The sequence below is a fragment of the Psychrobacter sp. BF1 genome (assembly GCF_019279065.1).
Classification (GTDB): Bacteria; Pseudomonadota; Gammaproteobacteria; order Pseudomonadales; family Moraxellaceae; genus Psychrobacter; species Psychrobacter urativorans.
The window spans coordinates 17641-43719 of record NZ_JAGYWV010000004.1 but is presented as its reverse complement, the minus strand read 5'-3'; the positions used below and the strand labels follow the sequence as shown (position 1 = coordinate 43719).

Sequence of the window (26079 nt, the reverse complement as noted above, 5' to 3'; positions counted from 1 at the left end):
AACCACGAAAAATTTTAAGCTATAATTACAGTAACTTATTAGTGTATTTGCCCTTATTCAATGCTATCAACCTAGGAGTAATCAGCTGCTGATTGATAAATCAGCGTTGACTGGGATTGTAACTGATATGACTAAAGATGTAACGCTATTAAGTCAGTAAACGGTATCATTGCATACAACAACTAAAGAACCTTCGACATAGGCAGCATAATGGCACATTATTTTGGATTCATACCTTCAGACGAGCTTAAGATACTGATTAAAGAAGCAGAACAAATTATCGAATCTAAGCAATCGGTAGATTACTACCCTTATCGTGACGTTTTGACTAAACAGACAGCCAAGGATCTTATTGATAACTTGTTAGTAGGGTTGATTGATAATATCCCTAATCCTGAGCGTCAAGCAGCAATGAGCAAAATTATTATCACTATCGAAAAAGCTGCTGATACTCTGCTTAATATACTGTTGGGTAAAGAGAACAACGAAGAAATCATGCCTAGTTTTAACTTCCTAAAAGATAAAGCTACTTTCATTGATAACGAAGGGTTTATCCGTGTTGGCTTTAAGCTTACTGAGCAACAATCTCAAAAGATTGTCGAAGGTTTTGCTGCTGTGACCCCAGAGAGTGTCGATGCGGTAAAATTTAGAGCCGCGCTTGAGACTATGAATGAGGCAACGCTAACTCACTTCATTACCCGCTTTGCTGAAACTCTCAAGTTAGGAATGATAAAACGCAAGTCTGTGCCGATGGCTAAAGCGGCAATCGACAAAGGCATGAGCATGGCCCTAAATAAACTGCTACCGGATCTACCAGATACTTCAATGAATCGCTTGGCAAATTACTATCGGCCTTTTATCGTCGAAAAGTCTCAATAGAGCGCTCAGCTAAAACCATACTAATTTTGCTTGAATAGCGATGTTTATTAGGAAAATCAATTAAACCTTGCTAAAATAAGCAGCACTTTTTACCGAAGGCGCACCCTATGACTCAGATCAGTAATCAAGAAATCGAACAGACTCTACGTAACTCAGAATGTCTTATCAGCAGTATCGAAGTTGCAGCAGCATATGAGCGCCTTGCCGCGCAGCTTAATCTACATTATGTGGGTCTTAACCCAATCGTAATGGTGATAATGAATGGTGGTTTGATCCCTGCTGGACAACTACTTACTCATCTAACCTTTTACCATCGTATGCACTATATCCATGCTTCTCGTTATCGTGATAACCAAGGTACTAATGAGCTTGATTGGAAATTTAAGCCTGACGTCAATATTGCAGGCGAGCATGTATTACTGATTGATGACATCTTTGATGAAGGCATCACTTTAAAAACAATCGTTGAGGAACTAGGTAAAGAAAGCCCTGCTTCTATCGAAACTTGTGTGCTACTTAATAAGAAGCATGACCGTAAAGTGAATGATTTTGACGTTGATTTTGTTGGTATTGAAGTCGCTGATCGTTATGTATACGGCTGTGGTATGGATTTTCATGGTTACTTGCGTCATTTACCAGGCATCTATGCCATTAAAGAAGACAAATTATAAAATTAAGTATTAATAATTAAAAAAGCATCCGTTTTGGATGCTTTTTTTGCTTTATTTTAAGGCTTATTGCTAACAGTACCGGCTACTTAGCCGTAAAGCGCTAGGATTTTATCTATAGGTAGTGAGCTAATGTCGCTCATTGCAAAGAAATAGTTAAGTTGCCATTGTTGAGTTTTTATAGCGCTGTTGCTGGTTGGTGTATCCCAGCTAGGATAGACACGCATGCCCATCTTACCTTGAGCGGAACTCGATTTTAAAATTCCCTTGTTAAGCAAAATAGCTTTTGGAAATACAAACTGGCCAAAGCTGCTATTATTTATCTTGATTCCATCTCTGCGGCTATCACCTTCAACATTGTAGTCCTTAAATACGCTAATAATAAGCAAGTCTGGGACCTCATCATAGTCATAAGGCTGGTTAATACCGTCACTCCCTTTTTGCCAAAAAGTAACAAACTGGCCAATTTTAGTAGGGGTTATCTTGGCGACTCTAAAACGAGCTGTGTTACTAAAGTATGTTGAACCATCAATCCTAGCCTTAATTATCCGTGAGGATAAGGTAAAGGTCCCTGCTGCATATTCTGAGTTCTGAGTTTCTTCTTTGAGGTTAGTAATAACTAACTTACTAGGTGTATAAATGGCGCTCTCAACTAGCTTTACTGCTGCTTTAAACCAATACATTGCTATTTCTAACCCTAGTTCATAGTCTGTATTTTTTCGAACTGTAGTCCGAGACCGGTTTGGCGAACTGTTGGGGTATTGAGAGCATGAGTAAAAGCTGAACTAGTGCTGAATATAGATATTTTTTGTTTAGCACGAGTGACCGCCGTATAGATTAGCTCTTGGCTTAGTAATCGCCCATTACTATCATCGAAACTTATCGCCACATGTTCAAACTCTGACCCTTGTGATTTATGAATAGTCATAGCATAAGCTGTGGCAATCATCTCATCGCTAAACATATTAATGGCTATGCCTTGGGCTTTGTTCTCAAACAACACTTGCAACTGCCCTGCCTGAGTCTGCATACAGATGCCTATATCACCGTTGAACAATCCTAGCTCATAGTTGTTCTGTAGTATCATTATCGGACGACCCTGATACCAAGAGGATTTTGACAACGGTAGTTTGAGCTTAAATTTATGCTGCTCGCTCAGATAATGATTGATGTTATGATCGCCACAATGCCCATGATGACCGGCTGTAAGAATGCGAAAATCATTTAACGAGGCCATTAAATCATTAAAATCTTCTCTAATACTATCATTTGGCACGGATTTCGCTAACTGAGTCTTTTTTAGAGATTTTTTTGATTTATTTATATAATTTTCGTAATTTTGAGTTAATATGTTTAGAAATTCATAACTACTTAGGCTATTTTTTGTATGAATAGATATGGGCAACTGTTGTTGCTCATATTGAGACTCTGCTTGTCGACGTAGATGATGAAAGCTTAGCGCTTGATTGTTATTTATCAGTTGCCAAACTTCCTGCATGTTCTTATCGTCTTGATTGATCAGCCGCGCAAGCTGTCCGATCCCAGAATCATCAGTAAAGCGTCTACTAAGAGTTAACCTTTGACTAACCTCTTGCAGCGCTGGTAACTGGCATAGATCAGCTAATACCGCGCCAGCATCTACCGCCGCAAGCTGGTTAGCATCACCTAATAGAATAAGTCTAGCGTTCGGCTTTACAGCGCTGACTAAATGATTGGCCAACTCCACCCCAAGCATAGAAGCCTCATCAACAATGATAATGTCTTCGCTTAGTGGATTGTCACTGTTATAGCGAGGCTGCCCACCTTGGCCGATACCCAGCAGTCGATGTATAGTCTTAGCCTCTGGCAGCTGCATCTGAATGCCTGCTTGCTGTATGGCATCTTGCAACGACTCTTGCATGCGCTGAGCAGCTTTACCAGTTGGCGCGGCTAAAGCAAGATTGGTCTTGTTGCTATCCCCTGCCCTTGTAAGATCTGATAGTTGTGCTTGTTGTAGCGCAATGACTAATTGAGCTACAGTAAAAGTCTTACCCGTGCCAGGTCCACCAGTGATAATACTAAAAGCCGATTGATTGGCCATATGAATAGCTTGTTGTTGTTCGGGATTGAGGGAAGCATTAAGCGTTATAGGTAGTGCTGGTACTTGTTGCTGCTTAATGCGCATAATATTCTCAGCTAAAGCGAACTCTGCTTGCCAAGTGCGATGTAGCCATAAGGTGACTTGGATAGGATCATCATCTAATCTGCTCTGCACTTGCCATACTATAGGTCGATCATTTTCTTTTTTTACTTGGCTAAAAAGGGCTTGCTGGCTTAGTATATCTATAAATCTGCTTAGGCTATTTTTTGATGAATCACTATAGTGCGCTAGCTGTTGCAGCTGCTTGTAAAGTCCTAAGCAAACTTGATAATGCTGCTGTAATATTTGCAGCTCATACTTAGGCAAAGTGGACTGTAATACCGTCTTAACCCATAACTCACTATCTGACTGCATCAACAAGTCTACAGAAACTAGCTCGCTAGCAAAGCTGCCTTGTGCCTGCGACAATAAAGGCTGGAGTAAAGGTTGCATAAGCTGCTGTTGCCAGAGGTATAGACTATCAAAGCTAGTCTGTCGGTCTTGCAGGTCATCGCTTATAGCAGCAGTATTAACAGAAGCGTTATCTGTCTCATCATTTAATACTAATACTGTATGACCTTCCTCTAAGCGCTGTACTAGCAGCGCAAATATGGCAGTGAATAGATAGTCTTGGCTAGCATTATCGGCCTTAGCTAGAGCAGTGCTTACTGGTGGTGAAGGTTGCAACTGGCCTTTATAAGCGCTGTGGGTTTGCGCTCGACGCTGTAGTAAATAGTCGCTAACAGTCAGCGCCCAACTGCTACTAACACTACCCGCTTCAACCGAGCTTTGCCCACCAGTTATTAGCGGTGATTGAATTACAGAAGCGGCGCTAGCTGCTAGCTTAGTCGATGTTTTTTTCGCTGCATTGGTCGATGGCTTGATTAATAATTGCTTATCTGCTGATTGAGTCATTATGGGTCCGTAATTAATAGTGCTATGGCTTATTTTTAACTGCTTGGAGAGCTATTTTTTCTTCAGTAGCATTGGTAGAATGCTGGCCGCGTGCTTATTCGTTATAAACCAACTGAGCCTAACTGCTTGGCGTACCAAACATCTCATCCAAGGCTTGTATTAGCGTAAAGGGAACATCCCACTTGATACGTCCATAGTTATGAACACCTAGCGAATCAATACCTCGTAAAAACACATACTCTACTGCGCCCAAATAGCTAGTTTCGTTACCCGAATAACCCTCTATACGCAGACGCAAAAATCTATGCAAGGCCACTTGATAGATGGCAGCTTGTAGCCAATACCCTGCTTTGTTCATTGCAGCACTTAAGCTTTCATCATTATAATTGCTTAGGCTATCCCCTAAGTAATTACTCTTATAGTCTAATACATGATACTTGCCAGCATACTCATAAACTAAGTCGATCTCACCGCGTAAATAGCGGTAGATATAGCTAGAATACTGGCTATCAAGAGTAATATGCTTTTCTGGCTCGTCCGGTAAGTGCTGGCTAAACACCTCGTTGATATGCTCAGGCATAAAGTCTGCTGCTAGACCCATATTGAAACTCAATTCTGCAATACGTTGATCAGTCCTGATAGCTTGCAAAGGCTGACCAGAGGCTAGTAAAGGCGCCGCTAAGATATCGCTGACCCAAGCTATTAGTTCATTATGTGCGGCTGCTAGCGCTAGATCTTGTGTCGCTTTATCCGAGTCATCCTCACTCTGAATTTGAGCGTCTGACCTTGGCGCTTTATTTTGTACTAGCCGCTGTTGCTGTTCAGCGCTGCTATAACTGCTAGGCAGCTGGTACTGACGAATACCTTGGTCAATAATCGCTGACCACTTGCTAGGGTTATTAAAATCTATCTTCTCAAAAATCTCATGCAAAAAAGTACCCGCATTAGCACCTTTTATAAATCGAAAGCGAATATTGTCTGCGCTAATTTCATTGCTATCTTTATCACTGCTGCTATCACTACTGTCGTTATCAGTATTGGCATTAGCATTGATATCAGCCGTTAGCGACGATCGACCACTGCTATTAGCCTGCTTGTTAGACCATAAGCTTAAACTATCGGTTAGATCTAAATCGTCCTCTATATTGTCATCAAAAATAGCTAAAGCTTTGCTCTGTTCGCCAAGCTGACGCGATAAAGCCGTAAAGCTAGTCTTAGCCCAACCTTTAAACGAGTTACGTTGTATTTGCGCATAGGCAGTCTGATAATCGATACGCAGTGCGCTATCAGCGCTAACTAGCGATTCAGGGTTAGCGGTACTTTTAGAGGCGTCACTGCTGCTAATAATGGCTTCAGCTATAGGCTCGATAGCAGCATATTCTAGCCAGCTAATATAAGGCTGTAATCTATCTGGTAGTACAAACTTGTGATCCTCACAACTCAACCATTGCAGACTTGGCTTCCGCTCTGCATCTGTTTTGTTATAAGCATCCTTAAATACCATGTACAGCTGCTCACTGGCCCGAGTAAAAGCAACATAGGCCAATCGTCTGAACTCTTCATAGTTCTCAGTCGTTTCAAATTGTGCATAATAGTCTTTGGCAGTTTCGCCTTTAGCTGATTTACTATGCAGCTTTCCTTTACTAGCAGATAAGCGGCGCTCGGTATTATTATCCTCAATATCATAGTCATATAGAAATAGGTTGTGAGCGCTACGACCGCCAGCCTTAGGGCTAGCACTGTCCATACCGATCACATAGACAATCGGGAACTCTAAGCCTTTGGACTTATGAATAGTCATTAGCTGTACGCCCGACTCTGTTGGCAGTGGCTGCTGCTGTGCCCACTCTGGCGTTCGACTACTGTGCATATTTTTTTTATACCATGCTAGTAGCTCATACTCACCGATGTGCATGCCATGCTGCGCTAAGATATCTAGCAGTTGACGCAAATCCATTATATAGCGTGCGCCGTCTTCTAAGTCGGCAAGACCGACCCAAACGTTTTGGCTTTTGGCTTGCTGAGCGGACAGCTGCAAGTTTTGCTCCACCATAGGATTACGAGCAAACAGGTAATGCAATGCTGACAACACCCCATTATGCTGCCAATACGACGCTGCGGTCTTTAAATACAACTGGAAGTCTTGATAGCGCTGTTTTAGGGCTATTTGCTCGCTAGTCATAGCAGTAGAGCTATCGTCCTCATCTATCATTAGCGCTTGCACGTCAGTTAAGCTCAACTGATAGAAATTACTAGTCAACAGCCGATTAATAATATCTCGGCGCTGTGGGCGTAGCATAGCCTCTAATAAGGCAGCTAAATCAGCGGCAATAGCCGTATCGAAGACGTTTTTTTCTGCGGTCTCTAAGGTAGGTACGCCCAGCTTACTGAGCATATCCTCGACTTGTTTTAACTCTTGCTTGCGGCGTCCTAGTACCCCGATATCATTTGGCTTGATAGCTCGACCATCAATAGTTTGCTTACTGGCTAGTAATGCCGCTATATGCAACGCTGTGAGCTCGCAAGCATCGTACTTAGCTTGCTTATCGTAAGGCAGATGGATCACACTCACTGGGCTATTAGCTAGAATAGGATAAGCCGCTAACGGCGCTATTGAGGATTGAACTACCTCAGTTTGCCACGAGAGCCGCGAATCGATTTTTGAGGCGGTTATATGTTGATAATAGATACTATTACCTAACTGCGCTAATTGGCTAGCACTATCAATAACGGCCTGTTTTGACTCAGCTACAGGATTCGGTCTACCAAACCAGTGGTTCAGTGCAGTAACCAGACCTTTATTAGAGCGTCTATTGACATCAAGGCTCATAATGTTGTTTTTATCAAACTTGGCTTTCATGGCGTTATAGTTGGCGACGTCACCACCACGAAAACCATAAATCGCTTGTTTAGGATCTCCTACTAGTAATAAGAACCCTCGACCAACTTTCTGATTAGTGCTGTCATTACTTTTAGACAAGTAAATACGCTCAATCATGCGCGCCTGTTCGCCATTGATATCTTGGGACTCATCGATAAGCGCTACTGGATAATGATGGCGAATATAACGTGCCAGCCTCTCACCTTGCCTGCCTGATAAAGCTTGGTTTAAGCGCACCATTTGCAAGGCAAAAGTAGTCTCGCGCCTGGCTTCGAGTATTGATGGCAGTTTTTGCCTTACCTTTAACGCTATATCACGGTTTAGGCTCTCGACTAAAGCATCAAGATATAACTCAATTTGATTGGCATAATCAGTTACTAGTTTTAGTGCTTGAATGCTGTTTAGGCTAGTAAAAGCTAAACGCTGAGGTTCTTTATTGGCATTAAAGCCCTTGCCGCCTTCTTCTTTAGCTAAAAAAGCCAGAGGTAGAGCCTCATAGAACTTCTGATTTTCGTCATCTAAATGAGCAAAAAACAACTTTCCATTTTTTTGAATAGCAGATTGAATATGAGCAATTCTATCCATTTTAGCGCCTAGACCTGCTGTGCCATGAAACCCTTGAGCCTTACGGTAGTCTTTATCAAAATACGGTTCGACATCCTTTAAATCACCTTGTACAAAATCATCTAAGGCTTGCTGATATGCAGCAAAATCTATCTCGGGCCCCATCTCAACAGTCTCGATAGGCGTTGAGATAAATTGCAACGATTTATTAGCGACACTCAGATGATCAGCTGGTATGGTGAGTCGCTTAGTATGCTGCAATAGCTGATAAACCTGATTGTGCTGGTTATATAAGTAGCTGTGGTGGCCACGCACGACATCATGAATAATACTCTCTAACACTAGCTGTTCTTGATCACTGATTTGGATGCCTTGCTGATGTCCAGTCTCAGCGCTATATTCAGACAGCCACTTTTGTGACAAGCTGTCCAAGGTACCAACGAACAGCTTATCTAAAGTGGTCAAAACCAAAGCGCAGCGTCTAAGAGCGTCAGCTAACGGATACTCTTCGGTATGATCTAGTAGATACTCGAGCAAATAGCTATTGATAGGATCATCGATAAGATCCTTATTGCCTGAGAGCTTAGCTTGATCTTTGAGCCAGTCCTGGCGTTTTTTCTGCTGCTCTATGCTTATCTTTTTGCTAGCTGCATGAGCTAGCTTAGAGTCTTTATCGCTGTTTTCAGTTCTACTATTAGCTCTGTTATTTAAGCCATTATTCGCCTGTTTAGCGCTGGTATCTTTTAGCTGCGGATAGAGTATTTCTCGAGTAACAGGGGTAATCGGTAGCTTACTAAACCACTGTAGTAGTTGATAAAAATCAACCAAACGCTCATGGATGCGTTGACGCATCTCTGCAGCAGCTGCCCGAGTAAAAGTAGTGGCGATAATATGTTCAGGAGCCCTTTTTGCCTCAATTAGCAGACGTAGAACAATACCCGTTAAAGTCCAAGTCTTGCCAGTACCCGCTGAGGCTTCTATAAGATACTTACCATTGAGCTTGATACGGATAGCAGGCGGCTGTTCTGATATAGGGGTAGCCTGACAATTGATAGCATGGCTATCTACACTAGTACCTGAGTGATCAGCTGTGGCATTGTTATAGTCATGACCAACTGTCTCTAAGCCATTATCAGTATTATTATTTTGATCCATAAAAATCACTTGTTCAAAGTCTTACGATTAATATTATTATGCATCAGCCGTTAAAAAGCCGTACAAGCATTATAAACGGCCTTATAACGCCATTAGGGCTTCGTCCATTGCCGCAAACAAAGGCTTTGCTAATGCTGGCAAGGCATCCGCCAGCTTAGTAAAGGCATCTTGCTTATCAAGGATATATTGCCATAATTCATGCTGGGCGCAGCTATCATAAATAATGTCGCTGTTATAGCTTGGCCATAACCAACTGTCAAAATCACTGCGCTTAGGCTGATAACTACTATCTGTGGCGGCGTTTACTTTATCAAGATAAGCGACTGCATGGACAGGCAATACCGTCATTGGCGTCTTACCAGCCAAATATGCGAACCTTATCCACTTTAATAACTCTGCTAGAGCTTGGTCATAGGCTATAGGTGCTAGCTGGAAGGTGGTTTTACCTTTAAATTTTTTGTATTCATCGCTACCTTTATTAAAGCGCCAAATACTTCTACCATCGCCAGCCGCGACTTGCTGCGCTGTAGTACGCCTTGCCACTTGCCAATAGATATGAGCTAACCAAAAGCGCAGTAAATACTGAGTGCGGGCACTGTTAGGTAGGATATTTAGCCACAGTCTAGGGGATAACGGCTCAGCTGACGACGGGTCTGAGCGGTGACTGGCTAGCGGTACTAGGCCTTTAATCTGCAATTGACCATGCAGATTTATATCAGGAGTAGCCACTGTGGTCATAGTCTCAGCACAAGGGGTTAGTAAAGAGCTATGGCCGGTATTAGCACTATCGTTATTAGCATCAATATCGATACCTAGCGCGGCTAACTGCTCAGCGAACTCTTGGCATTGCTGCTGTAGCTTGAGCTGTTGATACTGTAAGGTGGATTGACGTGCCACACCTGCTGGCATCACTGGATCATATAATAGCTTATTCAAACTTTTAACCGCTAGATTGCCGGCGCTGCTAGTATCACTACTGTTATTTTTGTGCAGCTCAGCCAACAGTTGTGAATTAACTTCATAAGCGCCCAGCCCTGATAAAGATAAAGGCTCTTGGTGTGCCATTTCATCTTCAGCTGCTACTACGTGTACTCGCTGCTCACGTAAAAAATGCTTAGCAGGGTGACGCACTTGGTAGTACAAATATTGCATATCTACTTGGTTAATTTCAAAACGACTTTTATTACTTTTATCGCTGCTTTCGTTGCTACCTTCTGCGACTAGCATAGAGGAGTTAATAAGCTCAATACGCTGAGCAATATTGGCGTAATCCTCTTTGCTGGGCAAGTTGACTTTTACTGGGTTAACCCGCTCATCAGTCTGGTACTGCAAGCGCTCAAACACTTCATGCCAAACTCGTGCTGGCGCATTAGTGCTTTGTTGATAGGCTTTTTCTTTTTGCATAGCGTGTGCTAATAAGCTAATAAGGGCTTGTCCACTATCGTCGCTAGCCATTGAACTATCTGCATCCGCTAAAGCAGTTGGCGACTGTACAAACACTTCTTGAGCAAAGGGTAGCGCAGGATGCTGAGTAACCAACCATTGCTCGATTAGCTTAGGTAAATAACGCTGCACTTGCGCAGTCAACGCCCATTCATCAGTATCAGTATCAATGCCCTCATCACCTTCACTATTAGCAGTCGCTAACAGCTTGTGGTTAAGCTGCTCGTTTTTTAACGGATCCCACTGCCATTGCACTTCACCTTTTAAAAATTGCAACAGCTCACTTACCGGATTGGCGGGCAAATGCTCATGAGTATCTGTTAGGCGCTGACCATTATAAAAAATCCAGCAAGCATTACGAGCACAGAGTACAGCATCCAAAAATGCGCCATTATCATCGTCTTCACTAAAACGATCACCGCGGCGTGCCAGCCCAGATTTCATCAAGTCATAACGGTTGTCACGGTCACGATTAGGAAACTCGGACAAATCCATATTCAGCATCACTACTAGACCAAAGGGTACGTTACGCAGGGCCCCAAAGCGCCCAAAAGTAATCACCCCTGTCGGCTCAGCACTGACTTGCTGGCTCTCAAGCTCATCTTCAATACTATCCAGCATAAAGCTTAGCTTAAGTGGTAAATTACTAACTTGCGACAGCTTGGCCTCTACTTGACTGGCTTCGAGCTGTAATGACTTCGAGCTACTAGAAGAATCAAAGGCCTCCTCTAGCATAGCGTCCGCTTGGTGGTCACTATCAGTATGACAATGCTGGTAATGGCGGTTCGCCCTTAAGCTACTCTTAAAGCCATTCATAGCGTTAAAAATAGCCCGCATTGGCCGAGTTTGGTCAAGAGCGCCAAAATAAGGATGAATGATGTGGTTCTCAATATTATTGAGCCAATTCTCAGCATTATGCCGAGCTTGAAACTCATAACGGCAATGATTTAAGCCGCTATAGACCCGACATAACGCTTCAACAATCGCCGCATCAGTCAACCCAATCGCTGACATAGGCACGGTTTTTTCGGCTAAGGTATTATTCTGCCAATGCTCAGGGTATAGACAAGTACTAATAGGCGCTTCTGGCATCACTAAACCCAACGCCACCTTATCTAAGGCATGAGCAAAACTAAACCGATAATCATAATCTTCACTATCGAGCGTTTGCTGTAGGTGCGCTTCATCAAAACCGCGTACAAAACCCGCTTGCTCTAGCAAATCACAAGCCCGACTCATCTGCTCATGAGTTAAACCAAGGCTTTCATACAATGGGGGCAGCATCAGCCAATCAAACACTTCAGCCGCTTCAAAGCGCGCACTATCACTACCTAACAGGCCATAAAAACCACGTATCGCTTCCCACAACTGTCGAATAGACTTATCAACGACGCCAGTTACTTTAGCTGGCAAGCTCAGACCATCTTGCCCTTGTCCATTGACGAATACTGAATTTATGAGTTCATGATGACGATCAACATCAGGTAGTAACACTACAATATCTGATAGATGGCGTGTGCTTCCATCAGTATTTTGCTCATTAAGCCAGCGACCTATCATGCCCCGTAGCACTTCCAGCTGACGTTGTAGGTTATGGCAAGAATGAATACTCAAGCTGTTATCGTATTGTGATAATTGCCACTGCCGTGCTTGCTGGTGTTGTTTGCTTTTTAAGCTATCATCGCTGTACCATGCATTATTGTCATAGTCATTGTTATTATGGTTGTTATCATCAGTTTTGCTTAGGCTATTTTTGTCAATAGCGACTTCATCCCTCAGATCAGATTGAAGCTGTTTGCTAAGCGCAGCACTCAAACGCCCAGCAGTATTCTGTTGCGTAGCCCCTTCATCAAGCATCAATACATCTTGCTGCAAATGTGCCAGCAGACTTAACGGCTGCTCTATAGTTTGGTTATCCTCAAACTCATCGTCGAACTGATCCTGCCAAGTTAACTTAAAATCTTTATGCTGCTCATTACCCGATAGACTCGCAAGCATAGCAAAAGTCTCACGTGACTGCTTGCCAAGACGTGACAAAAGCGTGTGTCCATAATCTCGTAAAAACACACTTTTAGGATTGATCACTTGCTGACGCTGTAACCATTGCTTATCGACGATGTCCGCCCAGAACAGCTGTGATGGATTATAATGCAGTAAGGTAATGTCGATATACTTTGACAGCTGCTGCAAAAAGTCCAGCTCGTTTTGTGGCAACTGCTGAATAGTAAAAATATGCAACTTCTTAGGTAATAGCGCTGGCACGTCTACCCCAGTCTCAAGGCTATCTGCCTTCATAATCTGCCAAAAGCGGGTCTCGATAGAAGCGCGATGCTGATAGACAGCAGAGAATAACAAGCGCCATAAATGCCTCTGAGCGACTTCTAGCTCAGTATAATGGGCAACCAACCATTCAGGTGTCATGCCAGCATTGCTGTCAAACTCTAGGGTCAGCTTATCTTTGGCTGCGATGAGTAGCTCTACATCCACCGCCTGATTGTCAGACCATAGCTTCAACCAATCATCGCGATGGTTTAGATAACGACTAAATAGTCGCGAGAAGTCAGTCGCCAATGACCATAAGCGTATATCTTGTTGACTGCGATCTGAGCCTTCATCCAGTAACGCTATTAATAGCGGATATAAAGGGTGCTTATCATCAGCCATAATCTGTGCTTGATAATAAGTAAAGTAACCAAACAGACGCCACTGCATCACCGCCCCAGTCAACACCGCTACTTCTGGCACGGTAACTATCTCTGACGAACGCTGATTGGCTTCCAACCATATATTGTGCTCAGCCAAGACTTTTTGCATCAACGTCCATTGATACTGTCCCCAAAACTTGGTAGTGACTAAAGTGCTAATACCAGCTTGACTGGCAATAGACTTATCCAGCCAATCACCAAGCACCATAGAAGGTACAATAACAATAAACTCTGCAAAAATAGGCTGATCTTTAGACTTATAAGCGCTCAGTAAGTGCTCAACTAGACGTTCAGTACGATGCGATTGAATGATAGTAAACATAAATAGGGATCTAATTATAATAATTGATAGTAAGTAATAAGCAACGAGTAACTAATAGTAAGTAATTCATAGACAGTCATGTAAGCTGGCTGACTTTATGAGTGAATAGTTTATAAGCTAAGTAGCGCTCAAGGCCAAGTTTTACAGTCGTGCCTATTTTGGATTTCTGTTAAAATAGCGCTGTTTATAACCCAGCAGGCATTATTTGCAGCCATTAGTTATTGGTTAATAAAGCGTTTAACTAGTGCTGACTACCGTATAAAACCTGCGTTATGCGGCTATAGTCGTCGCAGGTTTAGTGTGACATTGATAAAGGTTATTTGCTAGGGGGTAGTTAATTATACTAGCCACCATCAACTAGCTTGCGACATCTAATGTCGTATTAAAAACCAGCCATAGTATAGAATGTAAGCTTATTGAATATTAAAGATGAAGAGCACTCATTATTATGCTAGCTGAGCTTATAGACAATATAATAAATGGTCGCTGCTCTTCTAACTGCTGCTACTCTTCTAAAACTCTGTAATTGCATAACTATAAAGTGATGAGCTCGCCTCTATGAAAAACTATAAGCTGCTATTGGCAGGATTAATCTTATTAGTATTGATGATTTTTGCTGCGGTGTTTGCTTGGCTATGGAGCAGTAATGCAATAAATTCTAACCCATTACCGATTGTATCCAGTGACTTTATAGCAGCCGTTAATGATAACGAGAATGATGATGCTGATAGCGCTATTAGCCTATTGCATCTACAGGCAGCCGATGTCTCACAAGCCCCTTTAGATGAGGTGATCGTGCGCTTTGAGTCTCGCTATCCTAAAGTAAAAGTATTAGTTCACTACATGCCTACGAACTCACTGCTTACCTTAGCCGATACTACGCTATCAGCGGCCCAACCTTTTCCCTTAGTCTTCAATACCGACATGATTATTACGGATGATAAGCTCAGTGAAACCCAGATAACCGCTTTACAAGCCTTACTCAATAAAGCGCAAGTCAAAGCTGAGCAAACCTTAATCAAAGGCGTCACTTCAGGCAGCGTAGAAAAGGTGATTCACACTACAGTGCAAGCTAGTAGTGATAATAGCAATAGCAATACTCCAGCCAGTATAGTCAAAAGCACCAACAAGGAGACCCGAAATTTAGTGTCGTTTAGCTATGCTCTAAAGGATCAACAGGCAGTACAAGGCGTTATTTTGACCAATAATCCTATAGCGGTTACTTTTCGCAACTTTCTGCTTTCTAGCACGGGCCAAGATATTCTAAAAAAATATAATTATGACAATATTGATGGTTATAAAAGCAGTGTAGATGATTTGTTTAATCCCACATCTCGTAGCAAAGCTGCTAATAATAACGATTCAGTAAAAATCACTGATGCTTTATCCAGCGGTAGATAAATGCTAGTGAATAACGACTATTTATAATCAGCCGATTGCTTTTTTATGATAATTTTCTTACAATAGTCCTCCCTTATGCGCCTATAGCTCAACAGGATAGAGCAGTTGCCTCCTAAGCGATCGATCCGAGTTCGAGTCTTGGTGGGCGCACCACAATACATACCTTTAACACCCTTTAACGCCCTGTCAGCATAGCTTTCAGGGCTTTTTTGTGACCTTTATCTACCAGTAGATGCCTTTAAATACCAGTTGCATACTGGATAAATTACAGTATTCTATACAGTATCGAACCAAAAACCACAAATAGGATACTGTATAAAATGGCTAAATTAGTAAAACCCCTTACCCACACTCAGGTTAGCCAGTCCAAGACTACTGGCAAGGCATACAATTTAACCGATGGCGGCGGCTTGTATTTACACGTTAGTAAGATGGGCACAAAATCATGGCGTATTGATTTCACTACCCCAATTACTAAAAAAAGAGTAACAATGACGCTGGGGCAATATCCTGAAATCAGCTTGGCAGACGCAAGAAAGTTAAGAGGTGATATCAAGGCTCAACTTGCCAACGGTGAAGACCCGCGCAAAGTCAAAAAGGATGATGAACGCCAACAGATTTTAGATTCCAATAATACATTTGCTATGATTGCGGAAGAGTACATATCAAGGCAGATTCACCTATCACCCGCCACGCATTCAAATAACCGCCGCTATGCCGCCTATTTGAGCGAGGTTATAGGTAACATGCCAATCAGTCATATCAAGCCTATAGACGTGCTGGACGCTTGCAAGCCAGTCGAATCTAAAGGCTTTCTTGAAACAGCATTAAAGATGAAGTCGCTAGCGGGTCAAGTGTTTAGGTATGGCGTGCAAACAGCAAGGTGTGAGCGTGATGTGACGCAAGACTTGAAAGGGGCTTTAAAACAGCCGCCTGTGAAGCACTACCCTGCCATTTTAGACCCTATTGAGTTTGGCGCTATGTTACGTGCTATTGATGATTACAATGGCTTATTTGAGACTAGGAGCGCTTTAAAATTAATTGCGATGTTATTTGTCAGGGCTGGTGAAATACGTTATGCTAAATGGGATGAGTTCGATTTAGAAAAAAAGACTTGGACTTTCACCCCTCGAAAGACAAAGCGTAAGATTGGCACGTCCTTAATTGTACCCCTGCCAGATCAAGCCCTAGGGATATTAACCGCCCTATCTGAGCATAGAAGGAGTGAGTTCGTCTTCCCTGCCATTCACACCAGCGTCCAACCTATGTCCGAGAACACCATGAACCAAGCTCTCAAGCGGCTTGGCATTGCTGGTGATATCCACACTATCCATGGCTTCCGCGCCAGCGCCCGCACCATGATTGTCGAACAGCTCAACTTTAGTGAACAGTTGGTTGAAATGCAGCTGGGTCACCGCGTGCGTGATATGCACGGTCGCGCGTATAACAGAACTACCCTGCTCAAAGAGCGTAAAGAAATGATGCAAAAATGGGCGGATTATTTAGATATTTTGAAATTGTGAACAATAAAGTAAGCTCTGCCATTTAACGCATTAGAGCTTATGACCCCTGCCGTCAAATCCGTACAGTTAAACTTGGGAGATTTTAGTTACGCAGCCTGACGGTAAAAGTAAAACTACACCTGCCTTGGCGATCGATAGCCTAAACCCTTTTGAATTCTAGTTTGATTATAGTACAGCTCCATATATTGTGTGATCTCGTTGGTTGCTGTAAACCTTTTTTATAGTCTTGGTGATATACCAGCTCATTCTTCAATAAGCTCCAAAAGCTTTCTATTGGAGCATTATCAAAGCAATTACCTTTACCAATCATTGAGCCTTTAAAATGATGCTGATTGATGATCTTGTGATAGTTATGACTGCAATACTGGCTGCCTCTATCAGAATGTACAATCAGCCCTTGGCTTGGTCCTTTATTCTTAATTGTCATGTTCAACGCACTGCAAACTAAATCAGCTGTCATTCGCTTACTTATGACATATCCAGCAAGTTCTTTGTTATATAAGTCTTTAACTCCAGCTAAGTACAGCCAACCCTCAGCAGTCCAAATATAAGTGATGTCACTGACCCAAGACTCATTGGGGCGCTTAGCATTAAACTTTTTATCCAGCACGTTTGGATAGACAAGCTTGTTATAATCGGAGTCAGTGGTGACTTTAAAGCGCTTATGTCGGCGGCATTTGATGCCGTATTCTTCTTTGATTCGTTTTACCATGTACAAGCTAATATCATGGCCTTGCTCTATTAGCTTTGCATGCAAACGCTCAACACCGTAGCGCTCACGAGTTTCACTGTGAACAGCTCTAATCAATAGCTCACAATGGTCGCGATGTATCTGCTGCTCGCTGATATCGCGACTACTCCAATCGTAATAGCTTGATGGTTTGACGCTTAACACACAGCACATAGTGGTGACGTTAAATATCTGCTGATTATCTTTAATAAAGGCGTACCTGACTAGCTATGCTTGGCGAAGTACGCCGTCGCCTTTTTTAATATCTCTCGCTCCTCTTCGACAACTTTAAGCTGTCGTTTGAGGCGCTTGTTCTCTTCCATCACGGCCATAAGTTGTGGATCATACCGCTCAGTCCCTACAAGCTTGCCTTGATTGGCTTTGTTGTTACAGTTCGATAAGGTTTGCATGACGATGCCAAGCTGCTTTGCAGTCGCTGAAATATTGCCGTTGTTGTCTGCTATCCTCTTAACGGCTTCTGCTTTAAATTCTGTACTGTAGGTTCTTATTTTCTTGGTCATGGTAAACTCCTTATTGAGTCGTTAGTTTACCAAGTTTATTATGCCACTACAGCATAACTCAGTGTACCTACCATACATATTCTATTCGTGATCGGTGCGATATACAGGCTTCGAAACGTAGCCTTTGTAATTAATGCTGATGCTTTTTTGAGCCTGCTAGTCCACCCAAAGTAAAGCTTCTTATCTTAAACAGACATTTAAATAGATGGTCCATCTATTCCTACACCGCTAATTGGAGCTGTATCAAAGATATATCTTCCAAATAATAAGTTAAAACTCTCTTCTGCATCTATGCAGTATTGTAAGATACCATCTAGCAACTCGCGAAAAGTTGTGCCATACCATGTGACTCCTGGTGTAATGTTAGATAGAACTTCTATCTTAAAACTCTCTAGATCGGAAGGTGGATTAAGTAAAGTGCCAGTATTAATCATAGGGCTTAAACTGGCTGCGTTGAACATTGCCAACATAAATGAAGATACTCGATACTCTGAACGCAACTGATCAAATAAATCCTTATTTTCTTGAGAAAGCTTGTTGTACTCTCTATCACGGTAACTACCAAATTCTTCAGTGTATTGAAAAACACGATCTGCAGCGTCCCCAACACGAGGACAGAAATACCTTGTCCACCAAGCTTCGAAGTATCGTTGCTGAAACTCTAAATAAGTTAGACCAACAATATTTGTATTTCTCGTATATTCCTTTGCTCCAGATTGTAACCCGTGCTTAGAAATAATAAATCCAACATTGGCTCCAGTCTCATGCATAACAGTCGTAAATGAATGTACAACAGACTGAGGGATAGATGAGCCCCAGTTTTTGCATTCTACAATATATTTTATATTGTCTAAGCTCCGTCCGTCGATAGCCAAAACGTCAATATTAACGGAGCCACGTGGGGTGGGTATATCTACTTCAATCTGTGACGACAAGCCAACATTGCGAAATATTCTCTTCACACCTAATTGGAGGTCTTGCCATTTATCGGGATATGGGTTATCAATCATAGAGTTTAGAGTATCCTTTTAGCTAAGCGTAAAAATTGTCCTGTCTAACTCATGTATATCGTGGTGTGCCTTTCAAGCTTGATATATCTACTCTATCACCGATACCCTTTTTAGTAGCTATTTTCCGAACCTTTCTGTTTTAAAGTATCGCCATAATGGCTCTATAGTATCTGGCTCATCGCCGATAAAGTTCATGATCTCTCCTAATTGGTTTGTTGCACATTTTTAAGGATAGTTTCCACTTTTATATAGAACTCATTAGCCTTATCGCATATGGTCGATGCGCTTGTAGTCATACCCCAAAACTCATCAACAAAAATTTCAACGGCTATTAACAAATGCTCTGCAGCTAGATTAGAATCAACATATTTTGATGGAATATGTAAACATTCATTATCCCGCGCAAAATATAACGATTTTTCCCTTAGTGATGAATATTCCCCAGAACTATAGCCTTCGAAAATCTCCTTAGCTCTATCAGCACCAATACTATTAGCTATACGGTCACCAATTAGATAAATAGGTGATATTGCAATTTTATGTTTCATAGCATGGTTAAAGAGATGATCTTTTCCTCGTTTTACTTTTAGTAAATCCTTTTGTTGTGCTGCACGCATATACCCAGCTTTTACTTTGGCAATTTCTTCAAATATAGTAATTGATAAAAAAAGAGAGGGGGCAAAACTATCATTCTTCAACAAAGTATATGATGCGAATATCAGATCGTAAATGTGAGCAACAGCATCGTTATACTCTTCTCGACCATGTAAACCTGTATACCCATCTGAAAATATTACAGAAGCTTCTACGGCTATGTTATTTCCGCTCTCATCCAAAATTTTACTCTCTCTTATCTACTTTATGATAAATATAAAATACAGGTAGTTATTATTTTAGAGTATACCCCAAGGGAATCAGCTATTTCACCCTTTAAGCCTATTAACAGAATACTTAAAACATACTGGTATAATGGAACTACTTAAAACAGACTATTACGCTTCTCGAATTTACCAAGGCTTATTATGACCACCTATATACTCGACACCGAAACGACAGGACTGAGCTATGCTGAAGAAACCGTACAAGTAAACTTGGTAAACTAAGCGTATTAATCGGAGTTTATCATGACCAAGAAAGTAAGAACCTACAGTGACGAATTTAAAGCCGAAGCTGTTAAAAAGATAGCAGACAACAACGGCAATATTTCAACGACCGCAAAGCAGCTTGGTATCGCCATGCAAACCTTATCGAACTGGAACAACAAAGCTAATCAAGGCAAACTTGTAGGAACAGCTCAATACGATCCTGATCTTATGACGGCTCTTCAAGAAATAAAGCAGCTCAAGCGACAACTTAAAGTTGCCGAAGAGGAGCGAGAGATCCTAAAAAAGGCCACGGCGTACTTTGCAAAGCACAGTTAGTCAGGTACGCCTTTATCAAAGATAATCAGCACTTCTTTAGCATCACCACTATGTGCCGTGTGCTAAGTGTTAAGCCATCAAGTTATTACGACTGGCTGAGTCGTGATATCAGTGACCAACAGATACATCGTAATCAGTCTGAGCTACTGGTTAGGGCTGCTCACAGTGAAACTCGTGAGCGCTATGGTGTTGAGCGACTGCATGCAAAGCTCATAGAGCAAGGCCATGATATTAGCTTGTACATGGTCAGACGTATCAAAGAAGAACATGGCATAAAATGCCGTCGCCATAAACGCTTTAAAGTCACTACAGACTCAAACCATAATAAAATGGTTTATCCAAACGTGTTGGATCAGCAGTTTGATGCTAAGCGTCCTAATGAGTCTTGGGTCAGTGACATCACCTATATCTGGACGAATGAGGGTTGGCTGTACTTAGCAGGGGTTAAAGACTTATACACTAAAGAGCTGGTTGGTTATGCCATTAACAAACGTATGACCGCTGATCTAATATGCAAAGCATTGAACATGGCCATCAAGAACAAACGGCCCAGCAAAGAGCTAATAGTTCACTCTGACAGAGGCAGTCAGTACTGTAGCCATGCCTACCACAAGATTATCAAACAGCATCAGTTTACAGGCTCAATGAGCGCTAAAGGTAATTGCTTCGACAATGCACCCATAGAAAGCTTCTGGGGCACTTTAAAGAACGAGCTGGTATATCACGAAGACTATAAAACAAGGTTTACAGCCATCAGCGATATCATTGGCTATATTGAGCTGTACTACAACCAAACGAGGATTCAAAAGGGTTTGGCCTATAAATCGCCAAGACAGGTGTGGTTTGATTATTATCGTCAGGCTGCGTAACTAAAATCTCCCAAGTTTAAGTCTACGGGATTGACGGCAGGGGTCAGACTTATTGAACCGCACATGACTGAAGTGGCCTATTCTATTGTTGAAATAAACGATGGTAAGGTATTTGTATTACAAGCTCCGCGAGCGAAGCGCTTCAACCCTCTCAAAGAAATTAGCCTGGGCTCTATGGCGATATCACATATCTGTGATGAAGATGTGTCACATGAACCACCTCATACAGATTTTAGACTGCCTAGTAGTGTTGAGTACTTGATTGGTCATAATATTGATTTTGATATGCAAGTTCTTAAAAATGCTGGCGTGACCCATGAGCCTAAGTCAATTTGTACTAATGCGATGGCTAACTACCTGCTTCCTACGCTTGAGAGCCATAAGCTAGTGTCCCTCCTCTATCATTTTCACCGTGATATAGCCCGTGCTCAAGCAAAGAACGCGCATGCTGCCATTGCTGACATTTACTTCACTGAGCTGGTGCTTATTAGTCTGATTGATTTGGCGAATAGTCAGGGTCATGAAATAAGTGATGTGAAGAGCCTATATGAATTTAGCGAAATAGCACGTGTACCGACGCATTTAAGCTTTGGCAAACACAAGGGTGAGGCTATTGCAGATTTAGCTGCGAGCTCTGAAGGTACTGGCTATCTTAAATGGCTGCTTAAACAGGACAGTGTTGACCTTTATTTAGCTCAAGCATGCCAGCAAGCATTAGATTTGGTATAAATATACTGATGTCATCAGTTTTATAGTCGAGCTATGCTCAAAATTGAGATAGATACTAGAAATAGTTAACGCTCAAGTAGATTAATTTCTTATTGAAACTATAACTTATTAGGTAGTAAACCCCTCAATATTATGATATTTAAAATATCATCAATATCTATATATGCCATTGAACAATCTTACTCTGACAAGTCGGAAAAGCTCTATATGCTATCATATATATAGTGTAGAGGGCTGGAGTATGAAATTTACTTTTCTTAGTTGACGCTATTGATATCGGGGTTTGTCGGAGTGATCATTGACAGTGATGTACAGTGCGCTGTGCATCATTTCAAGGATATCTCTCAGAAGCTCTAAGCCAACAATACAAAAACAACCTATAAAAGGAATTACAATGACATCAGTGCAAACCCGCTATGACCTTGACAAGTTTAAAGCCCTTATTGATAAATTTAGAGCGCTAGACTTTACGGATGAGGAATTAAATCTATTTGATGTTGGCACACGAGGACATTTTGAAAACCCAACGACTGAGCTACTCAGCTTCTTTCTAGATTCAGCCAACCACCACACTTGATGAGAACTGGGGAAAATGAAGTAGCTTTAAGGGTTGGTTTTGTACCTATATCTCATGAGGTGGTTATGAACTACAATGATTTTGAAAAGCGAAAATCAGCGTGATCAAACAAGGGGTTTTCTAAAAAATTTGTAACTGATTATAATCCACTAAACGTAGCAATGCTTAAACCTGCTTACTATAAAGGCACTAGATTACAGATTCAGCAGGTTTAAGCAGCAACCAGTGATGCTATTACTTATATTGCGTCAGTACTAGAATCCTACAAAACTGAGCTATGCCGAAGCATACATTGCCCTTAATCGAAAAGAGTTAGGCTCATCACTAATACTGGTGCAGTAGTAACTATATAAATCATCAGCCACAATACTCTTTTCAATAAAATCTATTATATAAGAAGTATTATCTAGTGAAGGGTATTCACTACTCTCTATACCTAACAACAGCCCTTTGATATTAAGATTTTTAGGGAGCTGACTAACCAACTCATTAGCTGCTTTTTTTACCATCTCTGTTTCAAATACATCTGTTACATGAGTTTGAATAAATTTATATGATTTTTCTCGTTCGAATAAACTTTTGATATCGTTAATATCTATACTTATTAAGCCACGTGGACTGATATCCAACAACTTAACTACTTGATCTACTTCATCAAGCTGACATCTAATAACTCCCTCTATAGTATTTAATCGCCCAAAATCTATATTATCTGTTTGCAATCCCACTAAAAACCAAACCTGCGACTGCTCTTTCAGCTCTAGTAGCGCCTGTTCATCCCAATTATCACTGATGATAAAACAACCAATAGCAGACTTAGGGTAATGATCCATAGTTTGTCGATATAGAACCGCACTAGGTATATCATCTATATACGAGTCATTAATCTGGTACTTCATGGTTATGCTCACTGATCATTAAGGAGTTTTAATGTAGTCAAAAGTATCAAACTCTGGCGAGATTTGACGGCAGTATAGCGCTTGCGCAGTTTCTAAGATATTTATCATCTGGCATAATTCGTTTATTGAAGTTTAATCCTCACTAAGGATTAGATCATCTTTTAGGATCTCGTTCGGTTTTATTTACTTAGATTGCTGATCATTGATTTGCTTTAACATTCTGATAGAGTTTATATCGTAACTGCCTTCAAAATACTGATCCAAAAGCTCGTTAAAAACACATTTTTTATTAGAGGATGCTAAAGTAAACAGCGTAAGCGAAGAGTGTAATTTCAGCGTATCGATTGATCCGAAGATTTCTAAAGCGCTTTTATCAGGATGCAACAGCAGTAATTCAGCGCACTCTATTAGCCGTGCTCCAAGCACATCATGTTGCAAATACTCTTTTGCTTGCTCTAGACTTTCTATTGCAAAACGCCTGGCCATTGTGCTGTGTCCCAAGCCTTTCACCTGTGGAAAAATAAACCACATCCAATGCGTACGCTTCTGCCCTTCGGTTAACTCTTTAATGACCGATGGATAAACTGAACCGCCCCGACTTTATCGGAGAGTGATTTACTTGAGTCAGGCAGCGATGCCTGACAGGGTTAAATTATCATAATACCGCTTTTCAAACTCAAAGGGTGACACATATCCAATCGTGCTATGCAATCGTGTTTTGTTACACCAATCTACCCACTCAAGAGTTGCCAGTTCAACATCTTTCACACCAGTCCAGTTCTGTTTTAAATAATGAATCACCTCAGACTTATAAAGCCCGTTGACCGTTTCAGCCAGTGCATTGTCGTATGAATCGCCTGTTGTACCAACAGAAGCAATCACTCCAGAGTCCGTCATCTTATCGGTATAGCGAATGGATAAATACTGAACCCCTCGATCACTGTGATGAATCACATCTTTGGGATAGTTTCTATCTGCTATTGCTTGATTTAACGCCGCCATCACCATATCGGTATTCATGCGATTAGATACTTTCCAGCCAACGATAGCGCGAGCAAACACATCAATAATAAAAGCGGTATACACCCAGCCACTCGTTGTCTTAATATAAGTGAAGTCTGCAACCCATAGTTGGTTAGGACGATGAGCATTAAAGTTACGATTGACCAAGTCATCAGCGCGTTTTTGGTCATCACGGCTGTAAGTTGTTATTTTACCTTTTCTACGCCAGACGCCTTGTAAACCATGCTGTCTCATTAAACGCTCTATCGTACAGCGAGCAACCTTTACGCCATCAGCTTTCATCTGCTGCCATACTTTACGCGCACCATAACGGCATTTGCTGACCTGCCAGATGCGTATAATTTCACTGAGGTAAAAGTCGTCATGCTGACTGCGCAGTGAACGCTTGTGTGGGTTGTCGCTTAAGGCTTGAGCACGATAATAAGTTGACGGGGCAATCGGTAGTACTCTACAGATCAGCTCGACCCCATAAAGATGTTTATTGTCGTCGATGAATTGAATCATGATTTTAGTCAGCGGTCGAGCTCCGCCTGGGCGAAAAAAGCGGCAGCCTTACGTATGATCTCATTGGCTTGCTTGAGCTCTCTGCATTCGCGTTCAAGCTCCTTGATGCGCTCTTTATCACTTTGCGCTTGCACCGATGCAGGAATGGTTTGATCGATGTGTTTTTTATGCCACGACCGTAGGGTTTCAGGCGTACAGCCAATCTTAGGGGCAATGGCTTGAATCGCTGACCATGTGGAGGGATAGTCGCCCAACGCTTCTATCAGCATGCGAACGGCGCGTTCTTTAATCTCAGGAGTGTAGGTTTGTTTTTTCATTGTCGTATTCTCTCAGAATGTTGAGTCTCCGACAATCCCGGGGCGGTTCACTATGGGATAACCTTGCTGTGTAAAGCTATCAAACTTACTTTGATACGTCGCTTTTTTCATCGGACACGTTTTTGGATGTTCCAAGGTCTTTTTTTTGACTGATGCCAAGGCGCTTTAGCGCGATCTCAATGCCTGATTTGCTACAGCCTAAACGCTGTGCTCGCTCGTACATGTAATCGTCCGAATATTGCGCGACGTCTTTAAGAAGTAATTTATTCGGTATTTTATTTGGTGGTTTATCCCGAGTTTGTTTGATAACCTGATTTTTCAACCAACGTTGTAATGTGGTTCTACTAATATTATAGAAAGTACAAGCCTGACGAATACTCATATCTTTGTTTTCGACACTTTTAATCACTTGTGCTCAAAAATCTACTGAATAGGTCATGTGTTGTTCTGGCATCTCATCAGTTTTAAAACGATTATATCTTATTTATAAAAGACCGACTATATTATCAATGGTGTTGGATTAACAGTTACCTTTAAGTCAGTTGCTTTGCTTTATCAGCCACGCGCATATCAAAACCACAATCAGAGCGTTTGTTCTTATCTGCCAACGTTAAGCCGGATTGTGGCAGCGGCTTATCTGAAAAATTTGGTTGTATGGCGTGTGTTAACTTATTGAAATCACTGTCGCTCATATCTGTTGCGGCAAGTGATTTGTCTAATTCGCTTATGGCTGTATTAAGATGATTGTCCTCTGATGCGCTCTTAGCTGTACTCTTACTGTATAGCGCATCACAAGATATCAAACTTAACACAAGTATCATTAAGCCTGTTACTTTATATAGAACATTCATTGCAACTCCTTATTTTATATAGCTTACGTTTTCACAGTCTGTCGTTAAATATG

At 41.6% G+C, this 26079-nt stretch carries 18 protein-coding genes, 1 tRNA gene, 1 pseudogene and 1 other annotated feature; of the genes and pseudogenes, 8 read left to right on the top strand and 12 right to left on the bottom strand.

What is annotated here, in order from left to right; genetic code table 11:
• Positions 1-210: 210 nt before the first annotated feature.
• Together KZA12_RS06265 and KZA12_RS06260 are read left to right on the top strand one after the other, a co-directional pair.
• Positions 211-879: a hypothetical protein gene (locus KZA12_RS06265; RefSeq protein WP_218689629.1), complete on the top strand. Its 669-nt coding sequence runs from the start codon at positions 211-213 to the stop codon at positions 877-879.
• 107 nt (positions 880-986) lie between these two features.
• Positions 987-1550 (top strand): hypoxanthine-guanine phosphoribosyltransferase, encoded by a 564-nt coding sequence (locus KZA12_RS06260; protein WP_201624165.1) that lies wholly within the window; start codon positions 987-989, stop codon positions 1548-1550.
• An 86-nt stretch (positions 1551-1636) separates the two neighbouring features.
• Here the strand turns inward: KZA12_RS06260 and KZA12_RS06255 are convergent, their stop codons facing one another.
• The 4 genes from KZA12_RS06255 to KZA12_RS06240 form a co-directional block, all read right to left on the bottom strand.
• Positions 1637-2230 carry a MepB family protein gene (locus tag KZA12_RS06255; RefSeq protein ID WP_218689628.1) on the bottom strand — a complete coding sequence of 198 codons (594 nt, stop codon included), beginning with the start codon at positions 2228-2230 and terminating at the stop codon, positions 1637-1639.
• A 14-nt stretch (positions 2231-2244) separates the two neighbouring features.
• Positions 2245-4581 (bottom strand): exodeoxyribonuclease V subunit alpha, encoded by a 2337-nt coding sequence (gene recD / locus KZA12_RS06250; RefSeq protein WP_218689627.1) that lies wholly within the window; start codon positions 4579-4581, stop codon positions 2245-2247.
• 118 nt (positions 4582-4699) lie between these two features.
• Positions 4700-9181, bottom strand: a complete 4482-nt coding sequence (locus tag KZA12_RS06245) for a UvrD-helicase domain-containing protein (protein ID WP_218689626.1) — start codon at positions 9179-9181, stop codon at positions 4700-4702.
• An 81-nt stretch (positions 9182-9262) separates the two neighbouring features.
• Entirely contained in the window at positions 9263-13651 is a 4389-nt protein-coding gene (locus tag KZA12_RS06240; RefSeq protein ID WP_218689625.1) for an exodeoxyribonuclease V subunit gamma, read from the bottom strand.
• 558 nt (positions 13652-14209) lie between these two features.
• On the opposite strand from KZA12_RS06240, the gene KZA12_RS06235 reads away from it, so the two are divergent.
• From KZA12_RS06235 to KZA12_RS06225, 3 genes are all read left to right on the top strand, one after another.
• Complete coding sequence (locus KZA12_RS06235) at positions 14210-15052, top strand: hypothetical protein (protein ID WP_218689624.1); 843 nt, start codon at positions 14210-14212, stop codon at positions 15050-15052.
• A gap of 77 nt (positions 15053-15129) precedes the next feature.
• A tRNA-Arg gene (locus tag KZA12_RS06230) sits at positions 15130-15205 on the top strand.
• Between the two features lie 167 nt (positions 15206-15372).
• Positions 15373-16575: an integrase arm-type DNA-binding domain-containing protein gene (locus KZA12_RS06225; protein ID WP_218689623.1), complete on the top strand. Its 1203-nt coding sequence runs from the start codon at positions 15373-15375 to the stop codon at positions 16573-16575.
• A gap of 113 nt (positions 16576-16688) precedes the next feature.
• Here the strand turns inward: KZA12_RS06225 and KZA12_RS06220 are convergent.
• The 3 genes and pseudogenes from KZA12_RS06220 to KZA12_RS06210 all read right to left on the bottom strand — a co-directional run bounded on the left by KZA12_RS06220 (position 16689) and on the right by KZA12_RS06210 (position 19672).
• A pseudogene (locus KZA12_RS06220) lies at positions 16689-17826 on the bottom strand (IS3 family transposase).
• A 197-nt stretch (positions 17827-18023) separates the two neighbouring features.
• Complete coding sequence (locus KZA12_RS06215) at positions 18024-18836, bottom strand: restriction endonuclease (protein ID WP_218689622.1); 813 nt, start codon at positions 18834-18836, stop codon at positions 18024-18026.
• Positions 18837-19039: 203 nt separating this feature from the next.
• On the bottom strand, positions 19040-19672 hold the full coding sequence (locus KZA12_RS06210; RefSeq protein WP_218689621.1) for an AbiV family abortive infection protein: 633 nt from the start codon (positions 19670-19672) through the stop codon (positions 19040-19042).
• 288 nt (positions 19673-19960) lie between these two features.
• On the opposite strand from KZA12_RS06210, the gene KZA12_RS06205 reads away from it, so the two are divergent.
• The 3 genes from KZA12_RS06205 to KZA12_RS06195 all read left to right on the top strand — a co-directional run bounded on the left by KZA12_RS06205 (position 19961) and on the right by KZA12_RS06195 (position 22432).
• Positions 19961-21126, top strand: a protein-coding gene (locus tag KZA12_RS06205) for an IS3 family transposase (RefSeq protein ID WP_218689620.1) whose coding sequence is annotated in 2 segments (ribosomal slippage) — positions 19961-20219 and positions 20219-21126 — 1167 coding nt in all. Because the reading frame shifts where the segments join, the coding sequence is not laid out codon by codon here.
• Between the two features lie 63 nt (positions 21127-21189).
• On the top strand, positions 21190-21855 hold the full coding sequence (locus KZA12_RS06200; protein WP_218689619.1) for a 3'-5' exonuclease: 666 nt from the start codon (positions 21190-21192) through the stop codon (positions 21853-21855).
• A gap of 394 nt (positions 21856-22249) precedes the next feature.
• Positions 22250-22432 (top strand): hypothetical protein, encoded by a 183-nt coding sequence (locus tag KZA12_RS06195; protein ID WP_218689618.1) that lies wholly within the window; start codon positions 22250-22252, stop codon positions 22430-22432.
• Between the two features lie 275 nt (positions 22433-22707).
• On the opposite strand, the gene KZA12_RS06190 is transcribed toward KZA12_RS06195, so the two are convergent.
• The 5 genes from KZA12_RS06190 to KZA12_RS06170 all read right to left on the bottom strand — a co-directional run bounded on the left by KZA12_RS06190 (position 22708) and on the right by KZA12_RS06170 (position 26026).
• Positions 22708-23331 carry a hypothetical protein gene (locus KZA12_RS06190; RefSeq protein ID WP_218689617.1) on the bottom strand — a complete coding sequence of 208 codons (624 nt, stop codon included), beginning with the start codon at positions 23329-23331 and terminating at the stop codon, positions 22708-22710.
• Positions 23332-23514: 183 nt separating this feature from the next.
• Complete coding sequence (locus KZA12_RS06185) at positions 23515-23862, bottom strand: DUF1810 domain-containing protein (RefSeq protein ID WP_256932854.1); 348 nt, start codon at positions 23860-23862, stop codon at positions 23515-23517.
• A 93-nt stretch (positions 23863-23955) separates the two neighbouring features.
• A protein-coding gene (locus KZA12_RS06180; protein ID WP_373416591.1) for an IS3 family transposase occupies positions 23956-25175 on the bottom strand; the annotation gives its coding sequence in 2 pieces (ribosomal slippage) (positions 23956-24899 and positions 24899-25175; 1221 coding nt in all).
• Positions 24784-24900 (bottom strand) — a sequence feature (AL1L pseudoknot). (Overlaps the previous gene by 117 nt.)
• An 85-nt stretch (positions 25176-25260) precedes the next feature.
• Positions 25261-25584, bottom strand: a complete 324-nt coding sequence (locus KZA12_RS06175) for an IS630 transposase-related protein (protein WP_373416590.1) — start codon at positions 25582-25584, stop codon at positions 25261-25263.
• Between the two features lie 124 nt (positions 25585-25708).
• Entirely contained in the window at positions 25709-26026 is a 318-nt protein-coding gene (locus tag KZA12_RS06170; RefSeq protein ID WP_218689615.1) for a hypothetical protein, read from the bottom strand.
• Between the last annotated feature and the right edge of the window lie 53 nt (positions 26027-26079).